Origin of the sequence: Streptomyces sp. YPW6 (assembly GCF_018866325.1) — a bacterium.
GTDB lineage: Bacteria > Actinomycetota > Actinomycetes > Streptomycetales > Streptomycetaceae > Streptomyces.
This window is the reverse complement of record NZ_CP076457.1, coordinates 4,838,470-4,856,757: the sequence shown is the minus strand read 5'-3', so window position 1 is coordinate 4,856,757 and position 18,288 is coordinate 4,838,470. Positions and strand designations below refer to the sequence as shown.

At 73.9% G+C, this 18,288-nt stretch carries 13 protein-coding genes; 6 read left to right on the top strand and 7 right to left on the bottom strand.

Translation table 11 applies throughout. The features are described from left to right. Nucleotides 1-15: 15 nt before the first annotated feature. Complete coding sequence (locus tag KME66_RS21560; protein ID WP_201790473.1) at nt 16-393, bottom strand: DUF3499 domain-containing protein; 378 nt, start codon at nt 391-393, stop codon at nt 16-18. 591 nt (nt 394-984) lie between these two features. On the opposite strand from KME66_RS21560, the gene KME66_RS21555 reads away from it, so the two are divergent. Beyond that, on the top strand, nt 985-1,413 hold the full coding sequence (locus KME66_RS21555) for a metallopeptidase family protein (RefSeq protein ID WP_073225608.1): 429 nt from the start codon (nt 985-987) through the stop codon (nt 1,411-1,413). Between the two features lie 208 nt (nt 1,414-1,621). Here KME66_RS21555 and KME66_RS21550 read toward each other — a convergent pair whose 3' ends face one another. From KME66_RS21550 to KME66_RS21540, 3 genes are all read right to left on the bottom strand, one after another. Then, nucleotides 1,622-3,160: a DUF5719 family protein gene (locus KME66_RS21550; protein ID WP_216324947.1), complete on the bottom strand. Its 1,539-nt coding sequence runs from the start codon at nt 3,158-3,160 to the stop codon at nt 1,622-1,624. Then, on the bottom strand, nt 3,157-6,996 hold the full coding sequence (locus KME66_RS21545; protein ID WP_216324944.1) for a glycosyltransferase: 3,840 nt from the start codon (nt 6,994-6,996) through the stop codon (nt 3,157-3,159). Before KME66_RS21545 ends, KME66_RS21550 begins: the two co-directional genes overlap by 4 nt. Before the next feature lie 317 nt (nt 6,997-7,313). Further along, complete coding sequence (locus tag KME66_RS21540) at nt 7,314-7,577, bottom strand: WhiB family transcriptional regulator (RefSeq protein ID WP_003968728.1); 264 nt, start codon at nt 7,575-7,577, stop codon at nt 7,314-7,316. Between the two features lie 737 nt (nt 7,578-8,314). Here KME66_RS21540 and KME66_RS21535 point away from each other — a divergent pair. The 3 genes from KME66_RS21535 (at nt 8,315) to KME66_RS21525 (ending at nt 11,167) form a co-directional block, all read left to right on the top strand. Further along, nucleotides 8,315-8,815, top strand: coding sequence for a cysteine dioxygenase family protein (locus KME66_RS21535; RefSeq protein WP_216324941.1), 501 nt, complete (start codon nt 8,315-8,317; stop codon nt 8,813-8,815). 13 nt (nt 8,816-8,828) lie between these two features. Further along, nucleotides 8,829-9,785, top strand: a complete 957-nt coding sequence (gene cofD, locus KME66_RS21530) for a 2-phospho-L-lactate transferase (protein WP_073225598.1) — start codon at nt 8,829-8,831, stop codon at nt 9,783-9,785. Between the two features lie 65 nt (nt 9,786-9,850). After that, nucleotides 9,851-11,167, top strand: coding sequence for a coenzyme F420-0:L-glutamate ligase (locus KME66_RS21525; RefSeq protein ID WP_079185726.1), 1,317 nt, complete (start codon nt 9,851-9,853; stop codon nt 11,165-11,167). A 469-nt stretch (nt 11,168-11,636) separates the two neighbouring features. Here the strand turns inward: KME66_RS21525 and KME66_RS21520 are convergent, their stop codons facing one another. The 3 genes from KME66_RS21520 to KME66_RS21510 all read right to left on the bottom strand — a co-directional run bounded on the left by KME66_RS21520 (nt 11,637) and on the right by KME66_RS21510 (nt 15,522). Further along, nucleotides 11,637-12,593: a DNA-3-methyladenine glycosylase gene (locus tag KME66_RS21520; RefSeq protein ID WP_253208437.1), complete on the bottom strand. Its 957-nt coding sequence runs from the start codon at nt 12,591-12,593 to the stop codon at nt 11,637-11,639. A gap of 245 nt (nt 12,594-12,838) precedes the next feature. Continuing rightward, nucleotides 12,839-13,930, bottom strand: coding sequence for a sugar phosphate nucleotidyltransferase (locus KME66_RS21515; protein ID WP_073225594.1), 1,092 nt, complete (start codon nt 13,928-13,930; stop codon nt 12,839-12,841). Between the two features lie 80 nt (nt 13,931-14,010). Beyond that, nucleotides 14,011-15,522 (bottom strand): peptidoglycan recognition protein, encoded by a 1,512-nt coding sequence (locus tag KME66_RS21510; protein WP_216324936.1) that lies wholly within the window; start codon nt 15,520-15,522, stop codon nt 14,011-14,013. 137 nt (nt 15,523-15,659) lie between these two features. On the opposite strand from KME66_RS21510, the gene KME66_RS21505 reads away from it, so the two are divergent. Further along, nucleotides 15,660-16,412 (top strand): TIGR03089 family protein, encoded by a 753-nt coding sequence (locus tag KME66_RS21505; protein WP_216324933.1) that lies wholly within the window; start codon nt 15,660-15,662, stop codon nt 16,410-16,412. A 177-nt stretch (nt 16,413-16,589) separates the two neighbouring features. Further along, a complete protein-coding gene (locus KME66_RS21500; protein ID WP_216324931.1) occupies nt 16,590-18,272 on the top strand; it encodes an LCP family protein in 1,683 nt (560 codons plus the stop codon). Nucleotides 18,273-18,288 lie beyond the last annotated feature (16 nt).

Sequence of the window (18,288 nt, the reverse complement as noted above, 5' to 3'; positions counted from 1 at the left end):
CCCCAGGAGGCGGCCTCAGGAGTCCGGGGAGCGCAGCACTCTCAGGTGGCCGCGGCGGGCCACCTCCACCGGGTCGGCCGAGCGCCGGCCCCGGTCTCCGCCGTCCGGACCGCGGTCGTGCGGGCGTGCCGCCTCGCGGACCGCGTTGGCCAGTGCTTCGAGGTCGTCGCCGCTCGGGTGCGCCGGTGCGGAGCCGTCGGAGAGGCGCACCACTTCCCAGCCCCGTGGCGCGGTGAGCCGTTCACTGTGTTCGGCGCACAGGTCGTAGCAGTGGGGCTCGGCGTAGGTGGCGAGCGGGCCGAGGACCGCAGTCGAATCGGCATAGACGTACGTCAGTGTCGCGACGGCAGGGCGGCCGCACGCGGTGCGCGAACAGCGACGTACAGGGCTCACGATGTTGGACGGTACCGCACTCTTGAGCGGGCCGCGACGACTCCCCCTCGGGTCACTCCACCGTGTCGCCCTGTGACCTGCGGCACAGCGAGACTTCCGGTGGCTGCCCTGACCTGCGCCGGGGCGGGAGTCTCCTGATCGCCGGCCGGTCGCGCCGGTGGCGGGCGGCGTGCATGACGGTCTGAAGAACAGGGTCAATGATCGGATGTCGGGCCTGAAATGGGCTCAACCTTGGCCGAAATGTTCAACTGTGGACATCCGGAGGCGGGGTGCCCGCCTCTCGATGTCGGGTCCGGAAGCGGCTGTCCGCCTCTCGACGCCAGGTCCGGAAGCGGGGTGCCCGCCTCTCTGCCTCGGGGCCGGGAGCAGGGGTGCCGGCTTCTCGGTCTCGGGGCGGTGAGCGGAGCGCCCGGCGCCCCGTACGGAGCCTCCACCGCCCCCTCCGGGGACTCCGCCGCTCCGTCCCCGGTGAGGTTCCCGTCGAGAACCCGGCGAGGGTCCCGGCAAGGATCCCGTCGAGGCGAGAACGTCGGCCCCGCCGGGTCGTCTCTCCGATCGCCTCGGTCCCCGGAGCGTTACGCTGCGTCGGTGATGGACAGCCCCGTACCTCCCCCGCCGTTCGAGCCGCGGCCCCGGCGTCGTGACCGTCATGGCCGCGGTATGCGCGGGCCGGTCGCGCCGCCGCAGGTGCCGCTGTCGGCCAGCCGGGGCGAGACCTTCCGCGATCTGGTCCAGGACTCGGTGGAGCGGCTGGAGCGGCGCTGGCCGCAGCTGGCCGAGGTCGACTTCGTCGTCCTCGATGTGCCCGGCACTCCGGAGGAGGTTGTTCCGCTCGGCAGCGCGGTCTCCGCGGGGAAGGGACGGCCCGCGCAGATCGTCGTCTACCGGCGGCCCGTCGAGATCCGCACCAAGAGCCGCGACGAGCGCGCCCTGCTCGTGCACGAGGTCGTCGTCGAGCAGGTCGCCGAGCTGCTGGGGCTGGCCCCCGAGTCGGTCGACCCCCGGTACGGGCAGGACTGAGTCCCCTACGGACGGGACTGAGTCCCGGAACCCGGGACGGGCGGGCCGGCCAGGGCCGTCGTCCGGTACGGCAGGGCCGCCGCCCACGGCAGGGCCGGCCCCGGACATCCGTCCGGTACGGGCGGGACCGGGACTGCCCCGCGCCTCCGGTACGGGCAGAACCGCCCCGGCCCCCGGCCGCTGCGGCCCTGGCCGCGAGGCCGCGCCCTCAGTCGTCCAGCACCGAGAGGTCCTGGCGTGCCGACGGGACCTCGACCATCCCGCCGCCGTCGGGGAGCGTCTGCACCGTGAACATCTGCACGCCGTCCGAGGTGAGCGCCAGGGAGCGCGACGCGTGGACCGGGCCGCCCGACGTCGTCTCGACGGTCAGGGCGTAGGAGCCCTTGAGGCCTTCCGGCGCCTTCGGGGTGACGGCGAGGGTCGTACCGGCCTTGACCGTGTACGTCTCGACGGCCGGTTCGCCGCCGTCGCTGCCCGCCGAGGCGGTGACCTTCACCTTGGCCGTGGCGCCCGGCGCGGTCAGGGACAGCGTCGAGCCCTTGGCCCGGTTGTCGGGGACGCTCGCCCGCGCGCCGACGGGACCGGTGGCGGGGATGTAGGCGATCTCCTGCTGGTCGCCCTTGCCCCGGGCCACGCGCAGCGCGGCCACGATCGGGGTCGCCCGGTCCTTGCGGACGGGGGTCAGGCGCAGGGACCCCGGCTCGCCCCGGGTGAGGTCCTTGAGGTCGACGGAGGCCGTCATCGAGGACTTGATGTGCAGGGTGGCGTTGCCGGCCGGGGAGAACGTCGCGTTCTTCCCCATGAGCTGGACCTTCACGTCCGCGTCGTCCTCGCCGGGCGCGAACGCCACCAGGTGCACGGAGGTGGCGTCCGCCGGGATGCCGGGCATCACGAGCGTGCCGGAGGGGTCCGCGGAGGCGGTGATCCAGTCGCTGCCCGCGTTCTCGTCGGCGCTCATGACGACCGCCCCGATCCGCCCCGAACGGGTGGTGACGTGTGCGGTCAGGTCGTCGACCGCCTCGGAGGTGAGGGTGGACAGCAGGACGGCGACGCTGGAGCGGGCGGGCACGGTGATGCCGTCGCCGACGTCGGACGCGAGCGTGCCCTTCGGGCCGTACAGCTCGATGTCGGCCACGGCACCGGTGTCGTCGGGGTTGGTGAGGTGGATGTAGTCCTGGCGGGACTTGGCGGTGCTCGCGCCCGGGAACCAGAAGTTCGTGTCGGGTGCGGTGCAGGTGACCCCGAGGAGGCCGCGGGAGCCGCCTGCGGTGACCTCCGTGGTCTGCTGTGCGGTCCAGCCGGGGGCCAGCGCGCCGGTGGCCAGGCCGACGAGGGCCGGGGCGTCGGAGCCGTCCGCCTCCGCGACGGCCGGCTTCCCGGGCTCCTGCACGGCGAGGACCGGCTTCTCGGCCTTCTTCCTGGCCTTCTCCGCCGCTTCCTCGGCCTTCTTGGCCTTCTTCGGGTCGCTCTCGTCCTCGTCGTCCACGATCGGCAGGGCCGGCTTCAGCTCGGCGGCGCCCTTGGCCTCGCCGCCCTCGCCCGCCGGGGTGAACGCGGTGTACCGCGTCTCGGCGAGGTCGGAGCTGCTGGGCGCCGGGCAGACCAGACCGGCCCGCTCGACCGGCAGCAGCGCGGCGGGCTTCGCGGCGGGCTCGGCCGGGGCGCCGGGCGCGGTGACCGTGGCGAATCCGGTGACGGCGGCCAGGACGGCGGCGCCCGCGATCAGGGACAGGTGGGTGGACTTCACTCGGACTCGCCTCGCGATGCGTTACCGGTCTGCCACGGGGCCTGGCCCGGGGCCTGGGGGTCGGTCTGTTCGCCGTTCTCGGTGTACGGGTGGTGCTGCGGGTGCTGCTGCCCGCCGACGTACCGGCCGTACTCGTCGTACGCGCCCTGGCTGTCGTACGCGGCGTTCTGGCCGTGGTAGGCGCCCTGGTCGCCGTACTCCTGCGCGTACGGGTCCTGGACGCCGTAGCCGCCCTGGTAGCCCGCGTCCTGATGCCCCTGCTGATGCTGCTGGGCGTACGGGTCCGGCTGCTGGTACGCCGTGTAGGACTCCGCGGCCTGCTGCTGCCCGTCCCACTGCGCGTAGGTGTCGTACTGCTGGGGGGCTTCCTGCTGCGGGAGTGCCGCATAGCCGCCGGTGGCCTCCTGCGGGTCGTGCGGGGCCCGCGGGTCGTGCGCCGGCGGGTTCTCGGCGTACGGGTCGGCGGACTGCTGCGCCGGGATGTACTCCCCCGGGTCCACGGCCCGCGACCGGTCGTCGTTCCCTGCCTCATCGGCGGTCGCCGTCTCGGCCTGGGCAGCCTCTGCCTGGGCCGCGGCGCGCAGCCTGCGGGCACGGCGGCCCTCCCCGTCGACCGGCTCGGCGGCGACGGCGAGCGCCTCGTCGGGCAGGTCGTCGTCGATCTCCCGGCGGCGGCCCGGCAGAGCCATGACCACCAGGACCAGGAGCAGCCCGGCCTGGGCCCAGATCCACCCGGTGTGGGTGATCGGGGCGTCGTAGGTGAGGTCGAGGCGGCCGCCGTCGGCGGGCAGTTCGAAGCCCTGGGCCCAGCCGTCGACGGTCTTGCCGGGCAGCGGCTTGCCGTCCAGCGTGGCCGTCCAGCCCGGGTCGGCGGCGTCGGCGATCCGCAGCACGCGGCCCGCCTCGCCGGACGGGATGTCGGAGTGGGCCTCGACGGCGGCCGAACCGACCGCGACACGGTCGCCCTCACCGGAGGCCGGGGTGATCATGACGCGGGCGACCTGGCGGTCCACCCGCCACAGGGCGCTGCCGTCGAGCTGGCTGAGGCGGCTCAGGCCCGGGGTCGCGTCGAGGACCCGGCTCATCTGGCGCGGTGCTCCGTCCCGGACCAGGACGTAACGGATCGCGAAGCCGCTGAGCTGGCCGCCCTGGTCGGCGCCGGAGCCCGCGACGAGGTTGGCGACGACCTTGTCGAGGCGGCTGTTGCCGCCGCCCGCCTCGGTCAGTTCGGCGTCGCCGAGCCGGGCGCCCGAGCCGCGGACCAGGCTGTAGGAGACGGTGTCGGGCGAGGTGCCGCCGAGGACGAGGGTGCGGGGCTGGTCGCGGGTGGTGCTCTCCTCCGCGACGAAGGCGGGCACCTGGACGGGGTCGCGGCGCTCCAGCGGGCCGTCGGCGCCGCCGATCATCCAGCCGAGCGCGGCCAGGACCGGGGCCAGCCCGGCGGCCAGCGCGATCAGGGCCGCCACGGGCTGGCGCCAGCCGAAGCTCTGCTCGGCGACCCGGATGCGGGCCCCGTCCGCGCCGACCAGGGCGGCGGCGATCAGGGCGGCGCCGTAGACGAGGGTGGCCGGTCCGGCCCAGGTGGACCCGTTGGCGAAGGCGGCGAAGAGGAAGCCCACGAGCGCGACGGCCCAGGCGGTCCGGACGGCAAACTGCCGCTCCTCGCGCAGCAGGGCGGCGAGCGCGGCCAGCACGATGCCGAGCAGCAGGACGCCGCCCGCCGCACCGGGACCGCCGGGGCTGATGCCGAGCAGGTCGAGGCCCGACGCCTGGCCCGTCCCGAGGTCGAGGCCCGCCTCGGTCAGGAGCGCGGACGGGTTCGTCAGGAGGCTCAGCGACCAGGGAGCGAGGACCAGGACCGGGGTGGCGACGGCGGCCAGGAAGCGGAGCGCGTACGCCGTGATGTCGCCGCGCCGCAGCACGAGCACACCGAGGCCGAGGACCACGGCGAGCGGCCAGACGACCGGGGTGAACGCCATGGTGACGGTCAGCAGCAACGTGTACGCCCAGGTGGCGCGCCAGCTGCCGCGCTCCCCGGCCGCGCTGTCGGCGCGCAGCCCGTGGGCGGCGACGCCCGCGCGGGCGATCAGCGGGAGGAGGACGAGGAGGACGGCGGTGCCCAGGCGGCCGGTGGCCAGCGCGCCGGTCGCGGCGGGCAGGAAGGCGTAGGCGACGCTCGCCCAGGCCCGCAGCAGCCGAGAGGGGAGCAGCGGGCGGGATGCGAAGTAGGCGGTGGCGCCGGCCAGCGGGATGGAGCAGACCAGCAGCACGCTGACGGCGAGCCCGGTCGAGCCGAGGAACAGGGCCGACAGGGCGGCGAGCAGGGCCAGGTAGGGCGGTGCGGTCTGGGTGCCGCCGGTGCCGACCGTGTGCCAGGCGTCCGCGTACCGACCCCAGAGCGAACCGAGCTCGGCGGGGACGGGCAGCAGCGCGCCGCCCGCCAGGGCGCCGCCGGTGAGCAGGTTGCGGCAGGCGACGAGCGAGACGACGAGGAGCAGGGCGAAGAGGACGGGGCCGGGCTTGCGGCCGATGCGCTTGAGACGGGCGAACTGGTCGACTTCGAGGAAGTCGGCGTCGTCGCCGCCGGGGCCGGATTCGACGGCCCCGTGGCGTGAGCCGCCCGTGTCGGCGTCCGTTCGGCGGCCGAGGTTGCCCGCGACCTGGTCGACCGTGGCCCGGACGGTGGCGCCGGGCGGCGGGAAGAGGGCGCGCAGCTCGGCGGCGTCGACGACGCCCTTTCCGCGGGTGCGGCGGGCGGCGAGGACGCGGCCGGGGCGCAGGAGGGTGCCGAGCAGTCCGGTGACCTCGTCGACGGCCTGGCCCGGCACCTTGCCGACGAGGTAGGCGAGGGTGCGCAGGAGGGTGCCGACGACGAGCCGGAGCAGGACCCAGGGCAGGGCCTTGCCGCGGGCGTTGACGAGCATCGTGTAGGCCGCGCCGGCCTTGTCGACGCGGTGCGGGCTCGCGACGGAGCGGCCGGCGCAGTCGATGGGGCGGCGCTCGCGGGCGGAGGCCTCGGCGTGCCGCAGGACGGCGTCCGGGGCGACGAGGACCCGGTGGCCGGCGAGGTGGGCGCGCCAGCAGAGGTCGACGTCGTCGCGCATCAGGGGGAGCCTGCGGTCGAAGCCGCCGAGCTCCTCGTAGACGTCGCGGCGGATGAGCATGCCGGCGGAGGAGACGGACAGGACGGTACGGACCTGGTCGTGCTGGCCCTGGTCCTGCTCGCGGCGGTCCAGGCCGGTCCAGCGGCGTCCGCTGTTGGCGATGGAGACGCCGACTTCGAGGAGCTGCTTGCGGTCGTACCAGCCGCGCAGCTTGGGGCCGACGATCGTGGCGTGCTTGTCGGTGTCGACGACGCGCAGCAGCTCGGCGAGCGCGTCCGGCTCGGGTGCGCAGTCGTCGTGCAGCAGCCAGAGCCACTGGACCGGCTCGCCGTGGGGAAGCTCGGGGAGGTCGTAGTTCTCGTCGACCCAGGTCCGGGTGTGCGGGTCCCAGCCGCCGGGGCGCTTGAGGTAGGGCAGGTCGTCCGGGGTGAGGACGCCGGCCGTGCGGGCCGCCTCGTCGACGGCCGTGCCGAAGCTCGTACGGCGTGCGAGGTGCAGGACGCGTTCGTCGCCGAGCGCCTCGGTGACCAGCCGGGCCGAGTCGTCGGCGCTGCCGGTGTCGGCGGCGATGACGTTCTGTACGGGGCGTTCCTGCCCGAGCAGCCCGGCCAGCACGTCGGGCAGCCAGCGGGAGCCGTCGTGGGAGACGAGCACGGCGGTGACGACGTGCCGGGGGAACTCAGGGGCGGCGGCGGCCGCGTTCGGCGCCGCCGAGTGGCTGTGCACGGACATCGAGGTACGGGCCCTCCGGCCGGGTCCGGGGGGCGTCCCCGGGGGCTGCATCGGTGTACACGCGTGCCCCGGCGGGGCGTTGGCGCGTCTCGGACGGGGCCCCACACTAACGGTACGGACAGGCGGCGGCGCCCGCGCCGGTTCGGGGGCGGGCCCGGGACTGCCGACGGCCCGTCCGCCGCCCCGGGGAGGGCGGCGGACGGGCCGTCGGAGACGAGCGGGGCTCTGCGTGGCTGTCCGGGGCTCGGGCCTGCGGGGAGCCGGGGCGGCGCCCGGGATGAGCGGGGGCCGGTCGCCGGACGCGGGGCGGCCTCGTGTCAGATGGCGGCCTTCTTGAGGCGTCGCCGTTCCCGCTCGGAGAGCCCGCCCCAGATGCCGAAGCGTTCGTCGTTGGAGAGGGCGTACTCCAGGCATTCCGATCGCACCTCGCAGGCGAGGCAGACCTTCTTGGCCTCGCGGGTGGATCCGCCCTTCTCCGGAAAGAAGGACTCGGGATCGGTCTGGGCGCACAGTGCGCGCTCCTGCCAGCCGAGTTCCTCGTCCGCGTCCTCGACCAGCAGTTGCTGGAACAGCTCGGTCATGTGCGCCCCTCGTCTGTCTCTTACGTCCCGTGATGCAGCCTTTTGCGGCCGAACGACACGAGTGAAATTACAAAGCTGTAGCTCTGGGGCAGTCAAGCGAGGATCTGCTATTGACCCAGGGATTCACTCTGCGGAACCAAGCGTATGCACTAAGTGTTCAAAACAACAAAAATCTGACATATGCCACGACCTCCACAGCGTCACACCTTCTCCCGGTGAGACGAACGAGGCCGGTTCCGTGTTGCGATTCGATCACTGAAGCGATCAAGATCACAGTAAGGTCACGGAGCGTCAGTCACGTTTGAGGGCGCGCACGATGCGCCACGTGTCCCCGCCGCGGGTGCATAAACCTTTCTCCGGACCCGATGACCGGAAGGAGTGAAGCAACGCCCCCATATCGGGCATCGAGTTGACAACGGACGGCCGAGCCGGTTCTCCTTGACTCCATGTCGGCGACCGGAGCTCTGCACGTCACCCACCTCCGTGGGTTCCGTAGTGCTGTCCAGGCCCGCTGTTGCTGTTCCAGCTGTCACAGCTGTTGATGCCCCCGCGCTCCAGCTTCTGATCCAGCCTCTTTCCGGCCACCGGCCGGTCGGCCTGCCCGGCTCCTGAGCCCTCCGGCTCTCCGGCCATCCGCCGGCCCCCGCGCCTCCGGTACTCCCCCGCAGCTCCCGCCGAGCTGCTGACGCGCCCCGCGACTCCCCGCACGCCCCCCATGCCGAGGAACCACCGCAGCCATGAACAGCGACAGCGACCTTCAGATCGCCGGCGACATCCTTGAGGTCCAGCACCTCCTGCAGCCCGCCCGCGAGCACCCCTCCACCGTCTCCGAGTTCGTCGGCCTCGCGCGTTCCGTCGCGGCCGACCGCGCACGGTGGGCCCCCATCGTCCGGTACGACTCCGTCTCCCGCTGGTACCACCGCCTGCACCAGGGCCCCGGCTACGAGGTGTGGCTGCTCAGCTGGGTGCCCGGACAGGGCAGCGGACTCCACGACCACGGTCTCTCCGCCGGCGTCCTGACGGTCCTGGAAGGCGAGTTGACCGAGCACACCGAGCGCGGGACGCGGTCCCTCGGCGCGGGCGCGCAGCGGTCCTTCGCCCCGGGGTACGTCCACGAGGTGGTCAACGATTCGCTCGAACCGGCCGTGAGTCTGCACGTCTACTACCCGGGCCTGACCGAGATGCCGATGCACCCGGGCCAAAGCGCCCCGACGGCCGTGGACGCCGTACCCGCCTGACAAACTGCTGTGCATGCGCATTGTTGTTCTGGCCGGTGGCATCGGCGGTGCCCGCTTCCTTCGCGGCCTCAAGCAGGCCGCGCCCGACGCGGACATCACGGTGATCGGCAACACGGGTGATGACATCCATCTGTTCGGGCTGAAGGTCTGTCCCGACCTCGACACCGTGATGTACACCCTCGGCGGTGGCATCAACGAGGATCAGGGCTGGGGGCGTACCGACGAGACCTTCCGGGTGAAGGAGGAACTCGCGGCGTACGGCGTGGGCCCCGAGTGGTTCGGTCTCGGCGACCGTGACTTCGCGACCCACATCGTCCGTACGCAGATGCTCGGCGCGGGCTACCCCCTGAGCGCGGTCACCGAGGCGCTCTGCGCCCGCTGGCAGCCGGGCGTGCGGCTGCTCCCCATGTCCGACGACCGGGTCGAGACGCATGTCGCCGTCGAGACGGACGGCGAGAGCAGGGCGATCCACTTCCAGGAGTACTGGGTGAAGCTGCGCGCCTCCGTCGAGGCGCGGGCGATCGTGCCGGTCGGGGCGGAGCAGGCCAAGCCGGCTCCGGGGGTGCTGGAGGCCATCGGCGCCGCCGACGTCATCGTCTTCCCGCCGTCGAATCCGGTGGTGTCCGTCGGCACCATCCTCGCCGTGCCCGGGATCCGCGAGGCCATCGCCGAGGCGGGCGTGCCGGTCGTCGGCCTCTCCCCCATCGTCGGGGACGCTCCCGTGCGCGGAATGGCGGACAAGGTGCTCGCCGCGGTGGGCGTCGAGTCGACGGCCTCGGCCGTGGCCCGGCACTACGGGTCGGGGCTGCTGGACGGCTGGCTGGTGGACACGGTGGACGCGGGTGCGGTCGACGAGGTGGAGGCGGCGGGGATTCGCTGCCGGGCGGTGCCGCTGATGATGACGGACCTGGACGCGACCGCGGAGATGGCCCGGCAGGCGCTGACGCTGGCCGAGGAGGTACGGGCGTGAGTGCCGTCCCCGGGGCAGGGGGCGCGGTCGGCGCCGATGAGGACGAGGGCGTGGGCGGGGGAAGCGTGAGTGGCCCGGCCGGGACCGTTCCCTCCTTCCGTGTGTGGGCCGTGGGCGGGATGCCCGAGGTACGGGACGGTGACGATCTCGCCAAGCTGATCGCCGCCGCCGAGCCGGGGCTCGCCGACGGGGACGTCCTGCTCGTCACGTCGAAGATCGTCTCCAAGGCGGAGGGCCGGATCGTCGAGGCCGCGGACCGCGAGGCCGCCATCGACGCCGAGACCGTGCGGGTCGTCGCCCGGCGCGGGACGCTGCGGATCGTGGAGAACCGGCAGGGGCTGGTCATGGCCGCCGCCGGGGTCGACGCGTCCAACACGCCCGCCGGGACCGTGCTCCTGCTGCCCGAGGACCCCGACGCCTCCGCCCGGACCATCCGGGACGGACTGCGGGACGCCCTCGGCGTGGAGGTCGGCGTCGTCGTCACGGACACCTTCGGACGGCCCTGGCGCAACGGTCTGACGGATGTCGCGATCGGTGCGGCCGGGGTGCGGGTGCTGGACGACCTGCGGGGCGGGACGGACGCGCACGGCCATCCGCTCAGCGCCACGATCGTGGCCACGGCGGACGAGCTGGCCTCGGCCGGGGATCTGGTCAAGGGCAAGGCGGAGGGCCTGCCGGTGGCGGTGGTCCGGGGGTTGTCGCACGTGGTCGCCTCCGACGACGGGCCCGGAGCCCGGGCGTTGGTGCGGAGTGCCGCCGACGACATGTTCCGGCTGGGTACGTCCGAGGCCGTGCGCGAAGCGGTGACGCTGCGGCGTACGGTGCGCGAGTTCAGCGACGAGCCGGTGGACCCCGGGGCGGTGCGGCGCGCCGTGGCGGCGGCCGTCACCGCGCCCGCGCCTCATCACACGACGCCGTGGCGGTTCGTGCTGCTGGAGTCCGCCGGGGCGCGGACCCGGTTGCTCGACGCGATGCGGGAGGCGTGGATCGAGGATCTGCGGCGCGACGGGAAGAGCGAGGAGTCGATCGCCAAGCGGGTGCGGCGCGGGGACGTGCTGCGCAACGCGCCGTATCTGGTGGTGCCGTGCCTGGTGATGGACGGCTCCCACACGTACGGGGACGAGCGGCGGGACACCGCGGAGCGCGAGATGTTCGTGGTCGCGGCGGGGGCCGGGGTGCAGAACTTCCTGGTGGCGCTGGCCGGTGAGCGGCTGGGGTCGGCGTGGGTGTCCTCGACGATGTTCTGCCGGGACGTGGTGCGGGAGGTGCTCTCGCTGCCGTCGTCCTGGGATCCGTTGGGGGCCGTGGCGGTGGGGCACGGGGTGGGGGTGCCTCGGGAGCGGGGGGCCCGGGAGGCGGAGGCGTTTCTCACCGTGCGGTGAGGTGGGGTGAGCGGGCGTGGGTGGGCCCCGGGCCTCGGTGGGGCCGGGGGCGACGATGAGCCTGCGGGTGATCGTGGGGACCGGGGCCTCGGTGCGCGCGGGGCGTGGGTGCGCGCGGGGCGTGGGTGCGCGCGGGGTGTGTGCCGCTGCGCGGGGCTTGTCCCCTCCCCGCCCCTTCCCGAAACCGGGGCTCCGCCCCGGGCCCCGCTCCTCAAGCGCCGGAGGGGCTGAGTTTGCCCGGTGAAGGCTGGGATCGCCCGGAGGGGTAGGGCTTCCCCGGCTGGGGATGAGAGGGTCCGGCGAAGGCGGGGCAATGCCCGGACCGGAGGGGCGGGGCTTGCCCGGACCGGAGGGGCTTGGCCGGAGGGGCGGGGCTTGGCCGGAGGGGCGGGGCTTGGCCGGAGGGGCGGGGCTTGGCCGGAGGGGCGGGGCTTGGCCGGCGAAGGCGGGGGTCGGGGCCTGGGCGCGGTTACAGGTTCACGATGTTGCCCGGGCGCATCCTCGGCGCTCTGCGCTGCGGACCGCGGCCCGAGAGCAGGATCAGACGGGTGGCCCGGTGGCGTTGGCCCTCGTAGGGGGCGAGCAGGGTCAGCATCTCCTCGTCGTCCGCGTCGCGGTTGTCCGCCAGGGCGTGGCCGACGATGCCGGGGAGGTGCAGGTCGCCGACCGTGACCGCGTCCGGGGCGCCGTTCGAGCGCTGGAGGGTCTCCGCCGCCGTCCAGGGGCCGATTCCCGGGATCAACTGGAGGCGGGCCTGTGCCTCGGGCAGCGGCATCGTCGTCGCCTCCTCCAGCCGGCGGGCCACCCGTACCGCTCGCAGGATCGTCGACGAGCGTTTGGCGTCCACGTTCGCCTGGTGCCATTCCCAGGACGGGATCATCGCCCAGCCGTGCGGGTCCGGCATGACGTGCAGGCCCAGGTCGGAGGTGGGGCCGGGGGCGGGGGTGCCGTAGCGGCGGACCAGATGGCGCCAGGCGCGGTACGCCTCGTCCGTGGTGACCTTCTGTTCCAGGACCGAGGGAATCAGCGACTCCAGCACCAGGCCCGTGCGCAGCAGCCGCAGGCCCGGTCGGCGGTGCCGGGTCAGGGCCAGCAGGCGGTGGCGCGGGACGAACGCGTCCGGGTCGTCCTCCGCGCCCAGGAGCGCGGGCAGGCCCTCCAGCAGCCAGTCCGCGCCGGGGCCCCACGCCGCCGCCGCGATCCGTTCGCCGCGCCGCGCGATGCGCAGGGTGCCGGGGCCCGCGGGTGTGCGGGTCGCCCGCCAGAAGGTTCCGTCCCCCGCCATCCGGAACGTCGGGTCCGCCGGGCCCCGGCGCAGCGGTCCCAGCACCAGACGGAGGTCCAGGGGGCCCCGGGGCGTCCACTCCCGGGTGAAGGGAGCGGCGGCCTCGGGCACGGCGGCCTCGGACACGGTGGCTCCGGACACGGCAGACCCGGACACCGTGGCTCCGGACACGGCAGACCCGGACACCGTGGCTCCGGACACGGCAGACCCGAGCGTGACGGCCTCAGCCGCAGCAGCCCCGGGCGCAGCAGCCTGCTGGGGCAGCGCTGCCCGCGGGGTGCGGGGGGCGAATCGTCCTGCCACGAAGTCTCGGTGTCCCTGGATGCTCGTCGGTGCGGGAGGGCTGCTGCTCCTCCCGCGGCTCTTCGAGGGTACGGGCAGCAGCGCTACTGGTCCGAGGAGAAGCGGACCGAGGCGTCCGGCAGCGTCGCCCCGCACCAGATCCTGATCCCGTCACGGAGTTCGTTGTCCGCGCCCACCTGGGCCCCGTCGCCGATCACCGCGCCGGCCAGGACCGTACGGCTGCCGATCCGCGCGCCCGCCCCGACCAGGGAGTCCGTGACGACCGCGTTCGGTTCGACGGTCGCGTTCTCCAGGACCGTGGAGCCGTCCACCCGCGCGCCCGCGCCGATCACCGCTCCGGCGCCGACGACCGTACCGCCGGTGAGCTTGGCGTCCGGGGCGACGGAGGCGGTCGGCAGGACCAGGCGGTCGCCGCAGCGGCCGGGGACCGCCGGGGACGGGGCCCGGCCCAGGACGAGGTCGGCGGAGCCGCGCACGAAGGCTCCCGGGGTGCCGAGGTCCAGCCAGTACGTGGAGTCGACCATGCCCTGGAGGTGGGCTCCGGAGGCGAGCAGTCCGGGGAAGGTCTCGCGTTCGACGGAGACCGGGCGGCCGGACGGGATGGTGTCGATGACCGAGCGCCGGAAGATGTACGCCCCGGCGTTGATCTGGTCGGTGACGATCTCCTCCGGCGTCTGCGGCTTCTCCAGGAAGGCGGTGACCCGGCCCGTCGGGTCGGTCGGCACGAGCCCGAAGGCGCGCGGGTCCTCCACCCGGGTCAGGTGGAGGGAGACGTCCGCCCCGGAGTCGGTGTGCGAGGTGACCAGGGCCCGGATGTCGAGCCCGGTCAGGATGTCGCCGTTGAAGATCAGGACCGGTTCGTCCGGCCCCGACGACAGCTTCGCCGCGACGTTGCGGATGGCTCCGCCGGTGCCGAGCGGCTCCTCCTCGGTGACGTACTCGATGTGCAGACCGAGCGAGGAGCCGTCCCCGAAGTACGGCTCGAAGACCTCGGCCAGGTAGGACGTGGCAAGCACGATGTGCTCCACCCCGGCCGCCCTGGCCCGCGCCAGCTGGTGGGTGAGGAAGGGGACCCCCGCCGCCGGGACCATCGGCTTCGGGGTGTGCACCGTGAGCGGACGCAGCCGGGTGCCCTTGCCCCCGACCAGGAGGATCGCTTCTTTTGCCTCTGTCACAGCACCGTCTCTGCTTCCTGCCGGGGCCTGGCCTCGTTCGTGACTGGTCAGTTAAGCAGACCGGCCGAGCCCCGCTCCGGTCAGCGACCCTGCAGTTTGGCGGAGGTGGTCCGGGCCGTGCCGAGCTTCTTGTAGAGACGCGCTCCGGGGCATTCGGTTGCGAAGCCGTCCCGATGGCCCGAGATGACGTTCATCCTGACCTTCGCGCCCGCCTTGTACTTGTTGCTGCCGCCGGAGGTCAGGGTGACCTTGCCCTTGGGGTTGCGCCCGAAGAGACCCAGTTTCCAGGCGGTGAGCTTGGAGACGGCCGTCACGGCGGCGGCGGGCGGGTTGGTGGAGGAGTAGGAGCCGAGGACCGCGATGCCCATGGTGTTGGTGTTGAAGCCCAGGGTGTGGGCGCCCAGGACCGCCTTCGTGACACCCCCGGCCCGGCCCTCGTAGATGTTTCCGCACTTGTCGACGGCGAAGTTGTAGCCGAAGTCGCGCCAGCCGCTGCTCTGGACGTGGTAGCGGTAGATGGAGCGGAGCACCGAGGGCGCCTGCTTGCAGGTGTAGTTGTTCCCGGTCGCGCTGTGGTGCACGAAGGCCGCCTTGACGGTCTTGGTGTAGGCGAACTGGCGCTCGCGGAGCCTCTCGTCCGCGCCCCAGCCCTTGCGGGTGATGATCCCTGGCCGGGGGCCGATGTACGGCTTGGCCCCGGCCGCGATGGTCGCCGCATCCTCCGTCTGCGCCTTGGTCAGCGCGGGGATGAAGGTCGCGCCGAGCGGCGCCAGCTCCGCGTTGACGGCCGAGGCCGCCTCGGACTCGGCGGTGAGCACCTCCGGCAGGACGACCGGCGTCGTGGGCGGGGCCGGGTTGACGGCGAACGCCGCCACGGCGGCGCTCCGGCCGGCGGGGGCGGCCCGGGCGGGCTCGGGCGCGGTCTCCGCGGCGGGCTCGGGCGCGGTCTCCGCGGCGGGCCCGGGTGCGGGGTCCGGGCCGGGGTCGACGAGTTCGAGGCGCATCCCCTCGGGAAGCGGCGCGGTCGCGGACCGGCCCCGCGGACCGGCCGGCTCCGGCCGTACGCGGACCTCCACGCCGTCGGAGTCGCCGACCCAGAGAGGGGCGGTCGCCCCGCGCACCCCGCCCGAGGACCGCTCGTCGCTGCCGAGGTCGGCGGCGTGTTCGGCGTTGTGGGTCTCGACGTCCTGCCAGTCCGACCAGTCCGCGGAGCCGGTCGCCCGGGTACGGACCTGGACCGTGCCGTGGAGTTCGGCCTTCGCGTCGTCCCAGACCACCCCCACGAGGGAGAACGGCCGGGCCGTCCGGCGCTCCAGCCCCTGACCGGCCGCCGCGCCCGCACCCGCGACCCGGTCGGACGGCGCGGCGAGGGACTCCAGGGGCAGGGACTGCGTCGAGCCCGCGGAATCGGCCGCGGGGAGTCCGGCGGTCCGTACCGCGGGCGGGCCGGCACCCGGTGACTCGGGGGACAGGGAAGGCGGCCCGGCCGAGACGGTGTGCGGGGGCGGGGCGGCCAGGGCGGGAGTGGCGAGCGGCAGGATGAGGGCCGCCGCGCAGGTGACACCGACTGAGGTGACCAATAGTGCACGCATGTGAACGATAGTGGACATAGAGTGATGAGTCCGGCTACCCGGACATCGGCCGCTTCATGACGCACCGTCTGCCGAACCGGCGTACGTGACACCCGTTCAGCCCGCCCCGTACCGCGCCCCCGCGTACGCTTGCGCGGATGAACTCCAGCGACCGCACCCCCGCCGACCTGCTGCGATCCGCCCTCTCCGCGGACCCGGCCCGCCCCCTGGTCACCTTCTACGACGACGCCACCGGAGAACGCGTCGAACTGTCGGTGGCCACCTTCGCCAATTGGGTGGCCAAGACCGCCAATCTGCTCCAGGGCGACCTGGCCGCGGAGCCCGGCGACCGGCTCGCCCTGCTGCTGCCCGCGCACTGGCAGTCCGCGGTCTGGCTGCTCGCCTGCTCGTCCGTCGGGGTCGTCGCCGACGTCCAGGGCGACCCGGCCGCCGCCGACCTCGTGGTGACCGGCCCGGACTCCCTGGAACGGGCACGGGCGTGCCGGGGCGAGCGCGTCGCTCTGGCCCTGCGTCCGCTGGGTGGCCGGTTCCCGCAGGCGCCCGAGGGGTTCACGGACTACGCGGTGGAGGTGCCGGGCCAGGGGGACCGCTTCGCGCCCTTCGCCCCGGTGGACGCCGACGCCCCCGCGCTGGCCGTGGGCGGCGTCGAGCTGACGGGTGCGCAGCTCGTCGCCCGGGCCCGCGAGGACGCCGGCGCCCTCGGCCTCGTACCGGGGTCCCGGCTGCTCACCGGGCGTACGTACGACACGTGGGAAGGGCTGAGCGCGGGGCTCTTCGCGCCCCTGGCGGCGGGTGGGTCCGTGGTGCTGTGCCGCCACCTCGCACAGCTCGACGCGGACGGGCTGGCCCAGCGGACCGAGAGCGAGCGGGTCACCAACACCGCGGTATGACAAGCGCGCTGAGGTCCACTCGTCCGGCCCACAGCGGGCCGAGTCCCCGGTGAACGGCCCGGGAGCGGGTAGATGATCGAGCGGTACAGACCACTCTCCTGGCCGTGCACAACCAAGCGCGAGTTTCAGCCGTCTACTCCTGCGACCGGCGGCCCCTCGCGCCGCCGAACGTGAAGGATGGACGCAGACGTGACCGACAGCGCTGGCCCGCCGTCCGACCCGGACCGCCCGGCCGAGGACAGGCCGCAGGACAGGTCGCGGGAAGAGTCCGGGCGGCCCGAGGACGCGGCCCCCGGGGGAACGGCTTCCGAGGCCTCCGAAGGGGCGGCTTCCGAGGCCCCCGAGGCAGCGGCTTCCGGGGGCGGGGCCCCGCAGGGCGGTTCGCCCCGGAGCGACACCCCGCAGGGGGACGCCCCGCAGGGGGACGCCCCGCAGGGGGACGCCCCGCAGGGGGACGCCCCGCAGGGGGACGCCCCGCAGGGGGACGCCCCGCAGGGGGACGCCCGGCACGAGGACGGTCCGCCTCAGGACGACGCCCCGCACCAGGCCGGTCCGGCCGCCGGCGAAGCCCGCGAAGCCGGCGGGGAGAGCGGTCAGGCCCGTCGGGCCGGGGGAACCGGCGGCGGCGCCGATGCTTCCGGCGCCGCCGCGGCCGTCCCCGCCCGGGATGGCGACGGCGGCGTGCAGACCTGGGCGGACCAGCCCAAGGACGGCATCGTCGCCGCCCGCAGGAGCCACTGGCTGCGCTGGACCGCGCTCGCCGCCTCGTTCCTCGTGCTGGTCGCCGCCGGCGTCGGGTGGTGGATGTACCAGAAGCTCGACGGGAACATCACCACCGACACGGGCGCCGCCGCCGAACTCAAGCAGTACGAGAAGGAGCGGCCGACCCCGGTCGTCATGGACGCCCAGAACATCCTGCTCATCGGGTCCGACAGCCGGGCCGGGGAGAACAGCGAGTACGGGCGGGACGACGGCGGCAGCCAGCGCTCGGACACCACGATCCTGCTGCACCTCGCGGCGGACCGGGAGAGCGCGACGGCCGTGTCGATCCCCCGCGACCTGATGGTGGAGGTCCCCAGCTGCCGCACCGCGGACGACAAGAAGACGCGGGAACGGTTCACCCAGTTCAACGCGGCGTTCGAGCTCGGCGGCACCGCCTGCACGATCCGGACCGTGGAGCGGATGACCGGCATCCGCGTCGATCACCACATGGTCGTCGACTTCAACGGCTTCAAGGACATGGTCGACGCGGTGGACGGGGTCGAGATCTGCCTCAAGGAGCCGATCGACGACGAGGACGCGCACCTCAAGCTCCCGGCCGGCCGGCAGACGCTGAACGGCGAGGAGGCGCTCGGTTACGTACGGGCCCGCAAGTCCCTCGGCAACGGCAGCGACACCGAACGCATGGAGCGCCAGCAGCAGTTCCTCGGGGCGCTCGTCAACAAGATGCAGAGCAACGGCGTCCTGCTCAACCCGGCGCGGCTCTACCCGGTGCTGGACGCGGCCACCAAGTCGCTGACCACCGACCCGGGGCTGGCCTCGCTGCGCGACCTGTACGACCTGGTGCGCGGGATGCGCGACGTACCGACCGAGCAGGTGCAGTTCCTGACCGTGCCCCGGCAGCCGTACCGCAACAACCCCAATCGGGACGAACTCGTCGAACCGGACGCGGGAGACCTGTTCCGGCAACTCCGCGAGGACAAGCCCGTCGCCGTGGTCCCGGCCGATGAACTCGAAGAGGCGGAACGGGAGCAGGAAAGCGGGCAGGACGGCAAGCCGGACGACGCGGGATCCGAAAGCCCCACACCCACGCCCACCTATTCGGGTTCGAGCGCGGCGGACGACCTGTGCAAGCAGTAAAGCAATTGCCAAGACA